11 protein-coding genes are annotated in these 13,049 nt (G+C 59.3%); 7 read left to right on the top strand and 4 right to left on the bottom strand.

Translation table 11 applies throughout. From position 1 onward, the window contains the following. Positions 1-280: 280 nt before the first annotated feature. The 4 genes from antA to E3O56_RS24695 all read left to right on the top strand — a co-directional run bounded on the left by antA (position 281) and on the right by E3O56_RS24695 (position 4,661). Positions 281-1,672: an anthranilate 1,2-dioxygenase large subunit gene (gene antA, locus E3O56_RS24710; RefSeq protein WP_032879492.1), complete on the top strand. Its 1,392-nt coding sequence runs from the start codon at positions 281-283 to the stop codon at positions 1,670-1,672. Then, on the top strand, positions 1,672-2,163 hold the full coding sequence (antB, locus tag E3O56_RS24705; protein WP_005791362.1) for an anthranilate 1,2-dioxygenase small subunit: 492 nt from the start codon (positions 1,672-1,674) through the stop codon (positions 2,161-2,163). Before antA ends, antB begins: the two co-directional genes overlap by 1 nt. A gap of 18 nt (positions 2,164-2,181) precedes the next feature. Continuing rightward, positions 2,182-3,189 carry an anthranilate 1,2-dioxygenase electron transfer component AntC gene (gene antC / locus E3O56_RS24700; RefSeq protein ID WP_032879489.1) on the top strand — a complete coding sequence of 336 codons (1,008 nt, stop codon included), beginning with the start codon at positions 2,182-2,184 and terminating at the stop codon, positions 3,187-3,189. Between the two features lie 71 nt (positions 3,190-3,260). Further along, positions 3,261-4,661: an amino acid permease gene (locus E3O56_RS24695; RefSeq protein WP_005791366.1), complete on the top strand. Its 1,401-nt coding sequence runs from the start codon at positions 3,261-3,263 to the stop codon at positions 4,659-4,661. 83 nt (positions 4,662-4,744) lie between these two features. On the opposite strand, the gene kynA is transcribed toward E3O56_RS24695, so the two are convergent. Continuing rightward, positions 4,745-5,602, bottom strand: a complete 858-nt coding sequence (kynA, locus tag E3O56_RS24690) for a tryptophan 2,3-dioxygenase (protein ID WP_005791367.1) — start codon at positions 5,600-5,602, stop codon at positions 4,745-4,747. Beyond that, positions 5,599-6,249, bottom strand: coding sequence for an arylformamidase (gene kynB / locus E3O56_RS24685; RefSeq protein ID WP_005791369.1), 651 nt, complete (start codon positions 6,247-6,249; stop codon positions 5,599-5,601). Before kynB ends, kynA begins: the two co-directional genes overlap by 4 nt. A 369-nt stretch (positions 6,250-6,618) precedes the next feature. Here kynB and E3O56_RS24680 point away from each other — a divergent pair, with 369 nt between their 5' ends. From E3O56_RS24680 to E3O56_RS24670, 3 genes are all read left to right on the top strand, one after another. Then, positions 6,619-6,963 carry a cupin domain-containing protein gene (locus tag E3O56_RS24680; protein ID WP_003194115.1) on the top strand — a complete coding sequence of 115 codons (345 nt, stop codon included), beginning with the start codon at positions 6,619-6,621 and terminating at the stop codon, positions 6,961-6,963. A 504-nt stretch (positions 6,964-7,467) separates the two neighbouring features. Next, positions 7,468-7,668 carry a hypothetical protein gene (locus E3O56_RS24675; RefSeq protein ID WP_005791371.1) on the top strand — a complete coding sequence of 67 codons (201 nt, stop codon included), beginning with the start codon at positions 7,468-7,470 and terminating at the stop codon, positions 7,666-7,668. Positions 7,669-8,068: 400 nt separating this feature from the next. Then, a complete protein-coding gene (locus E3O56_RS24670) occupies positions 8,069-10,951 on the top strand; it encodes a UDP-N-acetylmuramoyl-tripeptide--D-alanyl-D-alanine ligase (protein WP_248129126.1) in 2,883 nt (960 codons plus the stop codon). Here the strand turns inward: E3O56_RS24670 and E3O56_RS24665 are convergent. Together E3O56_RS24665 and E3O56_RS24660 are read right to left on the bottom strand one after the other, a co-directional pair. Continuing rightward, on the bottom strand, positions 10,948-11,802 hold the full coding sequence (locus E3O56_RS24665; protein ID WP_248129201.1) for an alpha/beta fold hydrolase: 855 nt from the start codon (positions 11,800-11,802) through the stop codon (positions 10,948-10,950). The genes E3O56_RS24670 and E3O56_RS24665 overlap by 4 nt on opposite strands. Positions 11,803-11,853: 51 nt before the next feature. Continuing rightward, positions 11,854-13,020: an HlyD family efflux transporter periplasmic adaptor subunit gene (locus E3O56_RS24660; RefSeq protein WP_218276555.1), complete on the bottom strand. Its 1,167-nt coding sequence runs from the start codon at positions 13,018-13,020 to the stop codon at positions 11,854-11,856. Positions 13,021-13,049: the final 29 nt, after the last annotated feature.

Here is a 13,049-nt window from a genome sequence, read left to right as displayed (position 1 = left end):
GCTCTGGCGGCGCATCGTTGAACATCGACAGCAAGTTCCAAGCCACGTCGGCGCCGTTGCAACCACGTGGATAGCAACCGTCGACTATGTGGATAAATTCAGGTTTTCTGCGACCGTCACCTGCAATGACAGTAGCCCATTGCGTCACCGCGCCGCACCGTGTTGAGTATTTGCTGCCCAACTTTGCGGCCCATCTTCCCCCATTAAGCGGATAGCCCACCGCCCTTCTGCAGCGCCTTAATGGCTCACCCGTTTTAGCCATTATCAAAAGGTGCCTCCCATGAGTGGTGCAAGAACCGTCGAGCAGTGGAAAACCTTTATCGAAAGCTGCCTGGACTTTCGCCCGGCAGATGAAGTGTTCCGCATCGCCCGCGACATGTTCACCGAACCCGAGTTGTTCGACCTGGAGATGGAACTGATCTTCGAGAAAAACTGGATCTATGCCTGTCACGAAAGCGAACTGGCCAATAACCACGACTTCGTGACGATGCGTGCCGGGCGCCAGCCGATGATCATCACCCGCGACGGCGAAGGCCGGCTCAACGCGTTGATCAATGCCTGCCAGCATCGCGGTACCACCCTCACCCGCGTGGGCAAGGGCAACCAGTCCACCTTCACCTGTCCGTTCCACGCCTGGTGCTACAAAAGCGATGGCCGGCTGGTCAAGGTCAAGGCGCCGGGGGAATACCCCGAAGGGTTTGATAAAGCCACCCGCGGCCTGAAAAAGGCGCGCATCGACAGCTACAAAGGCTTTGTCTTTATCAGCCTCGACGTAAACGGCACCAACAGCCTGGAAGATTTCCTCGGCGACGCCAAAGTGTTCTTCGACATGATGGTCGCGCAATCGGCGACCGGTGAGCTGGAAGTGCTGCCGGGCAAGTCGGCCTACACCTACGACGGCAACTGGAAGCTGCAAAACGAAAACGGGCTGGACGGTTATCACGTCAGCACCGTGCACTACAACTACGTGGCCACGGTGCAGCATCGCCAGCAGGTCAATACCGAGAACGGCGCAGGCGCAAGCACAACGCTGGACTACAGCAAGCTCGGCGCCGGCGACGCGAATACCGATGACGGCTGGTTCGCCTTCAATAACGGCCACAGTGTGTTGTTCAGCGACATGCCCAACCCCAGCGTACGTTCCGGCTACGCCACCATCATGCCGCGCCTGGTGGCCGAACATGGCCAGCAAAAGGCCGAATGGATGATGCACCGCCTGCGCAACCTGAACATCTACCCCAGCCTGTTCTTTCTCGACCAGATCAGTTCGCAGCTGCGCATCATCCGCCCAGTGGCCTGGAACAAGACCGAGATCATCAGCCAATGCCTGGGGGTCAAGGGTGAATCCGACGCGGATCGCGAAAACCGCATTCGCCAGTTCGAAGATTTCTTCAACGTCTCGGGCATGGGCACGCCGGACGACCTGGTGGAGTTTCGCGAAGCCCAGCGCGGTTTCCAAGGCCGCCTGGAACGCTGGAGCGATATATCACGGGGCAGCCACCGCTGGGAGACCGGACCCACGCCTAACAGTGAAGCCATCGGCATTCAACCGGCCATGACCGGCACTGAATTCACCCACGAAGGCTTGTACGTCAACCAGCACCGCAATTGGCAACAGTTTCTGCTCAAGGGTTTGGACCAGCGGGCCCTGAGCCTGCGGGAGGTGAAGTGATGAATGCGCAATTGCAGTACCGGGTCGAGCAGTTTTTTTACCGTAAATCCGAACTGTGCGACGCCCAGGACTGGGACGCCTACGTGCAGTTGTTCGACCCCCAGAGCGAATTCCATTTGCCGCAATGGGACTCGGAACACGTCTACACCAAAGACCCAAAACGTGAGATGTCGTTGATCTACTACGCCAACCGTTCGGGCCTGGAAGACCGCGTGTTCCGCCTGCGCACCGGCAAGGCTGCCTCGGCGACGCCAATGCCGCGCACTCTGCACCTGATCAATAACCTGCGCATTTCGGAGCAGGCTGACGGCACGTTGGAGGTGCGCTTGAACTGGCACACGTTGTTCTATCGCCTGGCCACGTCCGAGCAGTTCTACGGGCATGCCACGTACCACCTGAAGCCTGCGGGCGACAGCTGGCTGATCATGCGCAAGCACGCCTTACTGCTCAACGACACCATCAACTCGGTGCTGGATTTCTATCACCTATAGGCACCGGGAGTTTTTCCAATGAATCACAAAGTGGCCTTCAGCTTTGCCGATGGCAAGACCTTGTTCTTCCCGGTGGGCGCCAATGAAATCCTGTTGGATGCAGCCCTGCGCAACGGTATCAAGATCCCGCTCGATTGCCGCGAAGGCGTGTGCGGCACTTGCCAGGGGCGTTGCGAATCCGGCGAGTACACCCAGGACTATGTCGACGAAGAAGCGCTCTCGAGCCTCGACCTGCAGCAACGCAAGATGCTCAGTTGCCAGACTCGGGTGCAGTCCGACGCCACCTTCTACTTCGACTTCGATTCAAGCCTGTGCAATGCATCCGGGCCAGTGCAGGTACGCGGTACGGTGAGCGACGTGCAGCAGGTCTCCACCAGTACGGCGATCTTGCAGGTGCAACTGGACCAGCCACTGGATTTCCTGCCTGGCCAGTACGCTCGTGTCGCGGTGCCCGGCACCGACAGTTGGCGCTCCTACTCCTTCGCCAATCGGCCGGGTAACCAACTGCAGTTCCTGGTGCGCCTGCTGCCGGATGGGGTGATGAGCAACTACCTGCGCGAACGCTGCCAGGCGGGCGACGCGATGCTGCTGGAGGCGCCATTGGGGGCGTTCTACCTCCGGCATGTCACCCGGCCGCTGGTGCTGGTGGCGGGTGGTACCGGGTTGTCGGCGTTGCTGGGTATGCTCGATGAACTGGCGGCCAACGGCTGCTCGCAACCGGTGCACCTCTACTACGGCGTGCGCAGTGCCGAGGATTTATGCGAAGCGGCGCGTATCCAGGACTACGCGAGGACAATCCCGGGCTTTCGCTACACCGAAGTACTCAGCGATGCTTCATCCGAATGGCCCGGCAAGCGCGGCTACCTCACCGAACATTTTGACCTGGCCGAATTGCGGGACAGATCGGCGGATATGTACGTGTGCGGCCCCCCTCCAATGGTCGAATCCATTCAACAATGGCTGGTGGATCAGGCACTTGATGGCGTTCAGCTGTATTACGAAAAGTTTACGCAGAGTAATATCTGACCCTCAGCAGTTCTGAGGGGCCGATGCGGCGTGCAATCACCCTTGAGAAAAACAAGTAGAAGGGAATGTTAATGGCGGATGACATGGTTAACCCGGTGGGCCTCAAGCGTGGCCTGAAGAACCGGCACATTCAGCTGATCGCCTTGGGAGGCGCGATTGGTACAGGCTTGTTCCTCGGCTCGGCCGGGGTACTCAAGTCGGCGGGGCCGTCGATGATCCTGGGCTATGCAGTGGCCGGCTTTATCGCGTTCCTGATCATGCGCCAGCTCGGCGAGATGATCGTCGAAGAGCCGGTGGCCGGCTCCTTCAGCCACTTTGCGCACAAATACTGGGGCGGCTACGCGGGTTTTCTGGCCGGCTGGAACTACTGGGTGCTCTACGTGCTGGTGGGCATGGCCGAGTTGACGGCGGTAGGCAAGTACATCCAGTTCTGGTGGCCGGAGATTCCAACCTGGGTCAGCGCGCTGGTGTTCTTTGTTGCGGTGAACCTGATCAACACCCTGAACGTGAAGTTCTTCGGTGAAGCCGAGTTCTGGTTTGCGATCATCAAGGTGGTGGCGATTGTCGGCATGATCGTGCTCGGCTGCTACCTGCTGTTCAGCGGCACTGGCGGCCCGCAAGCGTCGGTCAGCAACCTGTGGAGCCACGGCGGGTTCTTCCCCAACGGCGGCATGGGGCTGCTGATGTCCATGGCCTTCATCATGTTCTCGTTCGGCGGCCTGGAACTGGTCGGCATCACCGCCGCCGAAGCCAGCGAACCGCGCAAGGTCATCCCCAAAGCGATCAATCAGGTGGTGTACCGCATCCTGATTTTCTACGTCGGCGCGCTGACCGTGCTGTTGTCGCTATACCCGTGGGATCAATTGCTGCAAACCCTCGGCGCGTCGGGCGATGCCTACAGCGGCAGCCCGTTTGTGCAGATCTTCTCGTTGATCGGCAACGACACCGCCGCCCACATCCTCAACTTCGTGGTGCTGACCGCGGCGTTGTCGGTGTACAACAGCGGCGTGTACTGCAACAGCCGCATGTTGTTCGGCCTGGCCGAGCAGGGTGACGCGCCCAAGGCGCTGATGAAGCTCAACAAACAAGGCGTGCCGCTGCGGGCCCTGGCGATTTCGGCGTTGGTGACGATGCTGTGCGTGGTGGTCAACTACGTCGCGCCGCACAGTGCGCTGGAGTTGCTGTTCGCGCTGGTGGTTGCTTCGTTGATGATCAACTGGGCGCTGATCAGCCTGACCCACATCAAGTTCCGCAAGGCCATGGGCGAGCAAGGCGTGACACCGTCGTTCAAGACCTTCTGGTTCCCGTTCAGCAACTACCTGTGCCTGGCGTTCATGGTGATGATCATTGGCGTGATGCTGGCGATTCCGGGGATTCGCGAGTCGGTGTATGCGATGCCGGTGTGGGTGGGAATTATCTACATCGCCTATCGGTTTCGGATCAGAAACGGGAAAGTTGCAGTAACCCAGTAACCTCTGTGGGAGGGGGCTTGCTCCCTCCCACATTTTTAGCTGCATTCCAAATGAAAAGCCCCGCAGATCCGGGGCTTTTTTGTTTAGAGCGTGGAACGTACTCGCCAGAGTTCAGGGAACAGCACCGTGTCGAGCATCTTGCGCAAATACCCCACGCCCTCTGTGCCGCCGGTACCCGGCTGGAAGCCGATGATGCGCTCCACCGTGGTGACATGTCGGAAGCGCCATTGGCGGAACGAATCTTCCAGGTCGATAAACTTCTCGGCCAACTGATACAGGTCCCAGTACCGATTCGGGTCGCGATACACCTCGCGCCACGCCGCCTCCACGGAGTCGTCATGCACTGTGGCCGCCGTCGGGTCGCGTTCGGCGCGCTGCGGGTCAATCGCCAGTCCGGCCTTGACCATCAGGTTGACCGCTTCGTCATACAGCGACGGCGTGGCAATTGCCACCTGCAATTGCTGCAGCAAATCCGGGCGATGAGCATGGGGCCGCAGCAGCGCCGGGCTTTTGTTGCCCAGGATGAATTCGATCTCACGGTACTGGAACGACTGAAACCCCGACGACTGCCCCAGGAACGGGCGAATCGCCTTGTACTCCGACGGCGTCATGGTCGCCAGCACGGCCCAGGCGTGTACCAGTTGATCGAAGATCCGCGACACCCGCGCCAGCATCTTGAACGCTGGTGGCAGCTCACCCAGGCGCACATGTTCGCGGGCAGCCTTGAGTTCGTGAAGCATCAGCTTCATCCACAGCTCCGAGGTCTGGTGCTGGATGATGAAGAGCATTTCGTTGTGGTCTGGCGACAGCGGGTGCTGGGCGCTGAGGACTTTGCCCAGGTCCAGGTAATCGCCATAGCTCATGGACTCGGAAAAATTCAGTTCGGCGTTATGCCATTCTTCCGGCGGTTGGTAATCAGCTGAGAAAGGACATTGGCTCATCGCGTGGGCTCCTTGAGCGGGCGGAGAATGGCGCGGACCGGGCTGGCATCGAGATGGGCAAAACGTAGCGGCAGCGCGATCAGTTCATAGTCGCCCTCCGGCACTTCATCGAGCACGATGCCTTCGAGGATCGCCATGCCATGGCGCGCCACGGCGTTGTGGGAATCCATGGTCTTGGATTGTTGCGGGTCCAGGGACGGCGTATCGATACCGATCAGGCGCACACCCAGGCCGGCGAGCAGCTCAATGGTTTGCGGGGCGATGGCAGTGAAATTCGAATCCCATTCAGTCAGTGGCGCTTGTGGATAAGTACGCAAGAGCACGCGCTCCGGCAGGTTATCCACACGCCCTTGCAACTGATGCGGCTGCACCAACGCGCCGCTGCCCAGGCAATGCAATACCCGGCACGGGCCCATGTACACATCCAGCGAAACCTCGCCAATCGGCGCGCCATCGGCGCTGTAATGCAGCGGTGCATCCACATGGGCACCGGTGTGCGGCGACAGGGTTACGCGGCCCACATTTACCGGACACTCCGGGCCGAACTGCCACACGCGCTCTTCCTGGAACGGCGTATCGCCCGGCCAGGTCGGGGTCGCCGTGCTCAAGGGCGGGCTGATATCCCACCACGTTTTTATTGGGTTCATTGCAAGGCTCTCACTGGGTACTGGGGTGAATGATACGAGGGCCAGCTCTGAATTTTCTTGCGAATTCTGGCGTGAGATGGGAAATATTTCGCACTTACTGCGAGGAAATGGTCAGTTACTGCACAAATCTTTCGTTTAGACATGCCCCTTGTGGGAGCCGGGCTTGCCCGCGATGACGATGGCGCAGCCAGCCTCTTCATTGCCTGACACTCCGCTATCGCGGGCAAGCCCGGCTCCCACAGGGATGGGGGTGATTTCCAGTTCATCACATGGCCTGCGCTTCTGGACATCCCGATGTCGAGTTCAGACCACTGGCGCAGCGCCCAAGGCCTTAGGGTTGAGCTTTCCCTTCCCTGCCTCGGAGTCATCATGTCCAAGCCCATCACCGTACTGCGCGACACCCACCCACTGCCGGTCCTGGATGCCTGCAAATGGGAAAAGCTTGAAGGCGACCCGCACACCGTCAACCTCAACGCCTACACCAGCGAAGACGGCAGCAAGATCATGGGCACCTGGATCTGCACACCGGGCAAGTGGTACGTGGAATACGTGAAGTGGGAATACTGCCATTTCCAGGAAGGCTACTGTGTGATCACGCCTGAAGGGATGGCGCCGATCCATCTGCGCGCAGGGGATATCTTCGTGGTGGAGCCAGGCATGAAAGGTACCTGGGAAGTAGTGGAGACCGTGCGCAAGTACTTCGTTTTTGCTTGATCCCGCCACCTGAAAAAGGGTCATCCTGGCCCTTTTTGCTTCAACGCCCCGGCGTCGTGCCAACTGCCCCGCTGCCCCCCAAACCACAAAAAGTAAAAACAAACAACAGCCGTTTTTTCGAGTTGTATTTTTCGGCGAAACACTCCAAAAAAAACCGGCATAATGAAAAAAAGTCGCCTGCCTACATTATCAGCGCGCCCATACACTACTTTAGTTATAGATAGTATTAATTTTGACAGCTGCGCCTGCTTCGTATAATTTCATTGCAGCCTTGTTAGTATTCAGGCTCATTGGATTACAATCGCATGATAATAGGGATATAGGTAAAAGGTGCAGAAGCTCACATTATCTGAACTTTCAATCACCTTCTGTAGAAAATGCCAGGAGAGTTGAATTAGAATCCCGGCGTATTGACTGCACGGCTCTAAGCCTTCAACACTTCTCGCATCACGTGCTGCCCGCGGCAGTTGAGACCGCGCTTTTGTATGTAAAAGGACTAGAAAAATGCCTGATAAAACTACGCGCCTGACCATCCTCATCGACGCGCCGACCAAACAACGGCTGGAATCCTTGTCCAACGACGTTGACCTTACTATCTCTCAGGTCATTCGCAAACTGATTCGCGATCACCTCCAACAACACGAAAACCTGGTGGCCTCACCTGTCCGAGAGCCCGCAAAGGAAGACTCTTCGATGTATTCCTGATATATAAATTCGAACATCAGCCTATGGACGGACAATAACTTCTGCTGCGAGAAAGTTTGCTTTTTTGACGTACCCACTCGTCAATTAACAATAGCCATCGCCAAGTTATGATGCATGGAGAGTTTCGCCTGTGAAACAGCAACTGCTCGCTTGCTACACTCTTTTGAGCAAACACGTTAACGAGCCGGGTGCCTCAGCCAATTCCCCGCCTACCTGCACTTTATTTTTTTCAATAAGTGATAGCACGTACCGTGCAGTGGTGTTTCATATTACGGCTGACAACTTCGAAACTGCGTGGCGACTGGGTGAGATTGAACTGCTACATCGCGACAAACAGGCTGTTCTCCAAGGGACTCATAAAACAGATCGTTGGTGGATCCGCGTCGAACGTGCATTCAACGTGACGCCAATAACCTGGGAACAGTTCAGTGAACGCCTCAAGCGCCACAAGCGCAATTACTTCAGGCACGGCCTTGCATTCGATGCCGATATGCAGCTGGCAATCACCGAACAGGAATTGAATGCCAATGCCATCCTGTACGGCGGCAGCGACATTGCCCACGCGACCTTCAACACCAATAACTTCGTCACCTATGCCAAGCGGCGGTTCAGCGGCTCACAGGCCGCAGCCATCGTGGCAGCGCTTGCCCCCGAAACCCGCGTGTTCACCTTCAACACCATCGGTGTGTTCTGCGCCGAAGATGGCGTCGCCCACCCCCTTAACAGCAGCGGGCCGCAAACCGGCTGGCGTGCCCTGGGAGCGCTCGCACCTGATGATGTTCGGGCGTGTATAAACAGCGCATCCAGCTACCTGAGCACGCAGGTGCAAGACAGCGGGCAGTTTATCTACGGCTACTTCCCCTGCTTTGACCGAACCATCAAAAACTACAACACGCTACGCCACGCAAGCACCACTTACTCGATGATCGAGGCCTGGGCACTGACCGGCGATGAACAGCTCAAGGCAGCGATCGAGCGCTCGCTGACTCACCTCGCCGAGGTACTGATCAGGCCCTCCTTGCTGCCCAATGGCAGCGTGGCGGCGTTTCTCATCGACACCGACAACGAGATCAAGCTGGGCGGCAATGCGGTGTGCCTGCTGGCACTGGTCAAGTACAGCGAAGTCACCGGCACTCGCCGTTACCTGCCGCTTCTTGAAGCCCTCGCCAACGGCATGGCCTGGATGCAGGATCCTGTCAGCGGGGCGTTTGTGCACGTTTTGCATGCCCATGACCTGAGTGTCAAAGAACCATTTAGGATTATCTACTACGATGGCGAGGCCGCTTTCGGGTTGATCCGTCTCTATGGGCTGACCCGCAACGAGCGCTGGCTGGCCGTGGTGGAAAAAGCCTTCGACTATTTCATCGAGAAAGAGCACTGGCGCGAGCATGACCATTGGCTCAGCTACTGCGTGAACGAACTGACCCGCTACCGACCTGACGAAAAATATTTTCGCTTTGGCCTGAACAACGTCGCCGGCTATCTGGGGTTCGTCCAGCAACGCATCACCACCTTTCCGACGTTGCTGGAGTTGATGATGGCAGCGCAGCAGATGCTGACACGCATCGCCCAGCAACCATCACTGCGCCACCTGCTTGAAGAGATTGATCTGCACGCGTTCTACCGCGCGCTGCATCATCGCGCCCGCTATCTGCTCAATGGCTATTTCTGGCCGGAACTGGCGATGTATTTTGCCAACCCGGCGCGCATCGCCGGGGCCTTCTTTATTCGTCATCACGCGTTCCGGGTACGGATCGACGATGTAGAACACTATCTTTCCGGGCTGATCGCTTACCACCGTTATCTGCTTGATGGTGCCCCTCAGGTCAGTTGGGTCCAGGCCGCAACCGGCGTGGATCGAGCCTGGAACGCAGATACCCTGGCGCAAGTCACCCAGGGCACGTGGGCAACCCCAACGCCGCCCGGCTGGCGCGCAACGGGGCTGACGCCCTCCATGCAGTTCTTCAAGCCGCAGCGGATCCTCAGTCGCCATCCCAGCCGGGTCGGCCCCAATGAAGCGCAATCGGCGCAACGCTGGGCCCAGGCCAAACCCGAACGTCGACCGTCAGCCTTCCTGTGTGTAGACCCCACCCCCTACCTGAGCAGTGGGCTGCCGGTATTGCAGGTTGCCGACACCAGCGAGGCCATGTTGCAGATGGGCCGCCACGCCCGGCAGCACTTCAGTGGAACAGTGTTTGGCGTTACCGGCAGTTTCGGCAAGACCACTGTGGTGGCAATGCTTGCCCAGGCGTTGAAACCCTGGGGCAACGTGGGCCAGACCGAAGCCAACGCCAACCTGCCCCACGGCATTGCCTGGAACCTGGCGAGCATGACTGAGCCGGCAGAATTCTGGGTGCTGGAAATGGCCGTTGGGCGTATGCCGATCAACTCGGCGCTGGTTCGCCCGCAGATCGCCGTCGTCACCGGCATCGCACCGGCGCACTTGGAGTATCACGGAACCCTGGAAAACCTGGCGCGCAAAAAAAGCGCAATATTCGCCTCCATGGCCCCGGGCGGTCACGCGGTACTCTGTCGCGACATGCCTTACTACGAGCTGTTCGCCGAAGCCGCCGAGGTGGCCCACTTGCACGTGATCAGCTTCGGCGAACACCCCGAAGCGGACCTGCGCTTGCTGGATTGGAACAGTGAAGTCCATCAAGTAAACGTCAACGCACTCCTTGCCGGGCAACCCTTGAATTTCAGTCTGAAGGCGCGCGGCAGGCATATGGTAATCAACGCGTTGGGAGTACTGGCGGCCCTGTCTGCACGCGGGCTTGCGGTCGAGCAGGCGCTGGAAACCCTAGGGACCTTCATGCCCGTCGAAGGCCGCGGCAATACCCTGTCAATTACCTGCACAGGCGGCCATTTCCAACTGATCAACGATGCCTACAACGCCAACCCTGGCTCGATGAGTGCCGCGCTGCGCTCAATGACCGATCTGCCTGCCCCACCGCAGCACCGTGTGCTGGTGCTGGGGGATATGCTCGAACTCGGGCCCGACGCCCAACGTTATCACCTGGAGATGGCCGAGCCTTTGCGGGCGGTGGCGCCACGGCATGTGGTGCTGTGCGGCCCGTTGATGCACGCGCTGTACCTGTCGTTGCGTGACGAGCTGCCAGTGCAATGGTTCGAGAATGCCAAGGCGCTGAACCAGGCACTGGCGAACGACCCGCAACCGTGGTTTCAGCCTGGCGATTGGGTCATGGTCAAGAGCTCGGGCGGGACGGGGCTGTCGCAGCTGTGTGATTGGTTGACCTCACGCGAACAGGCGGTGCCGGTCTAGCCCGCGCACTGCGCCGCCGTCTTCAGCCCGATGTCATGGCGCAACTGGTGAAAGGCCGTCGGCACGCCCAGCGCCTTGATCAAATGCGCCTGGTGCCCGGCCCGCATCAGTGCCTGGAAGAAAGCTTCCTGCAGGGCGAACGGTGCGACTTGATCGTCCGGGCTGCCAATCACATACAACTGCCGTGCGGGTGCGACGGCTATGCCATCGATGTGCCGGGCCGGATCATAAGGGTGCAGCAACCCATTGGTGTCACGCCCAGGCCTTGAAGGCAGGCCCTTGCTCTGGCGGATCATCTGCGCCCGCTGCACCAGCGAGAAAGCACCGGAGGTCATCACCGCGCATTTCACGTCGGTACGGCCCAGCGTCAACAGTGCAGCGGCAACCGTAGCGCCACCACTGTGCCCGAGCAACACGAACTGCCCAATGCCATAGCGCTCGCGCAACTGATCCAGCGCCCCATTGAGCGCAATGAACTCCTGCGCCTGACGCCGTTGCCCGTGGTTGCCGCTGGAACCGTAGGTGCCGGGGCGCGCTACGATCACCAGGGGCACACCCGCGCGCTTGGTCAGCATCGTGGCCTGGCTGACTTTGGCGGCCAAGGTGTTGCCGGCAATCGCCTGCGGCGCACGATGCATCTCGCTCGTGCGATCACCGTGGAACATCACAATCACCACGGACGCACGCTCCAGGGCGCCGCCAGCGAAGTAACGAATGCAGGCATCGCCTCGGGCAATCTCGACCCACAGCGCCGAACCTGGCTCAGTGCAGGTAGCGCGGTCGGCGGGCGCATTCCAGCGCAGTGGGGTCGTCGCCTCATCGAACGCCTGCGCCCAGGACGTACAGACCATCGTCAGGCCCAACAGCACACCGATGCCGAACGTTCTACCCATCCTGCCTCCTTAGCGTTCTCGCAACGCTTCGCGTGCCCGGTTCATCGGTTTGATCAGGTAGTCGAGCACGGTTTTCTGACCGGTCTTGATGTCTACCGAGGCGATCATGCCGGGCACGATCGAGAACGTCTTGCCGGCCTTGTTTTTCAAGGTGTCGGCATCGGTGCGGATAAACACCCGATAGTAAAAAACTTCCGGTTTGACTTCGTCCTGAATGGTGTCCGGCGAAATGGTCACTACCTTGCCGTCCATGCCGCCGTAAATGGCATAGTCATAGGCCGTGATCTTGACCTTGGCCATCTGGTCGGGATGGATGAAGGCAATGTCCCTGGGCGAGACTCGCGCCTCGATCAGCAGCTGTTCATCCAGCGGCACAATCTGCATCAGCCGCCCATTGGGAGGGATGACGCCGCCGATGGTCGTGACCTCGATATCCTTGACGATACCGCGCACCGGCGAGCGCAAGGTCAGGCGGGTTACCGAATCCGAACGCCCGCGCATCACCGACGACAGCGTCTGCACATCCGCGTTGACCTTGGCCAGGTCCTCACCGGCGCGCACCAGGTAATCGGAGCGCGCCTGGCTGAGTTTCAATTCCAGCTCGGCCTTCTGGCGCTTGAGGCGCAGCACCTCGACATTGCTGGCGGCCCCAACCTTGGCCAGGTTTTCGGTAATCTCCAGCTCACTGCGCACCAGCCCCAGGGAAGAGCGTACACCGGCCAGGGATTCCTCAAGGCCTTTGCGCCGGGTGTTGAACAGATCGGTTTCAGCGCTGATCAGCGCCGGGTAACGTGACAGCTCCGCCGGGAATGCCAACGGTTTGCCGTTCACTTCCGCCTGCAACCGCGCCACGCTGGCCAGGGACGCACGGTACTTGGAAGCGCTTTCATCGAAGTTGGATTCGGTCTTGGTCGGATCAAGCCTGGCCAGGACCTGCCCCTGTTTGACGATATCGCCCTCCCCCACATTCAGCTCCGTGACGATCCCGCCTTCCAGGGACTGAATGATCTGCTCGCGGGAGGTGGGAATGACCTTGCCGCTGCCGGTGGACACCTCGTCCACTTCAAACACGGAGGCCCAGGCGCCAAACGCGACAAGCATGACGGCCACCCACGCCACCACCCGTGTAGCGCGCAGCACCGTACTGTCATCCACGCCCGCGTGGGGGCGGCCGATGTGTTCGTCTTCACTGGCAAGCAGGGGGA

Origin of the sequence: Pseudomonas sp. W2Aug9 (assembly GCF_023127755.1) — a bacterium.
Classification (GTDB): domain Bacteria; phylum Pseudomonadota; class Gammaproteobacteria; order Pseudomonadales; family Pseudomonadaceae; genus Aquipseudomonas; species Aquipseudomonas synxantha_A.
This window is presented reverse-complemented; position numbering and strand designations above follow the sequence as displayed.

Coding starts and splice junctions, on each gene's coding strand:
- E3O56_RS24695 (WP_005791366.1), top strand. CDS start 3,261: ATGGCGGATGACATGGTTAACCCGGTGGGCCTCAAGCGTGGCCTGAAG.
- E3O56_RS24675 (WP_005791371.1), top strand. CDS start 7,468: ATGCCTGATAAAACTACGCGCCTGACCATCCTCATCGACGCGCCGACC.
- E3O56_RS24680 (WP_003194115.1), top strand. CDS start 6,619: ATGTCCAAGCCCATCACCGTACTGCGCGACACCCACCCACTGCCGGTC.
- kynA (WP_005791367.1), bottom strand. CDS start 5,602: ATGAGCCAATGTCCTTTCTCAGCTGATTACCAACCGCCGGAAGAATGG.
- kynB (WP_005791369.1), bottom strand. CDS start 6,249: ATGAACCCAATAAAAACGTGGTGGGATATCAGCCCGCCCTTGAGCACG.
- E3O56_RS24665 (WP_248129201.1), bottom strand. CDS start 11,802: ATGGTCTGTACGTCCTGGGCGCAGGCGTTCGATGAGGCGACGACCCCA.
- antA (WP_032879492.1), top strand. CDS start 281: ATGAGTGGTGCAAGAACCGTCGAGCAGTGGAAAACCTTTATCGAAAGC.
- antC (WP_032879489.1), top strand. CDS start 2,182: ATGAATCACAAAGTGGCCTTCAGCTTTGCCGATGGCAAGACCTTGTTC.
- antB (WP_005791362.1), top strand. CDS start 1,672: ATGAATGCGCAATTGCAGTACCGGGTCGAGCAGTTTTTTTACCGTAAA.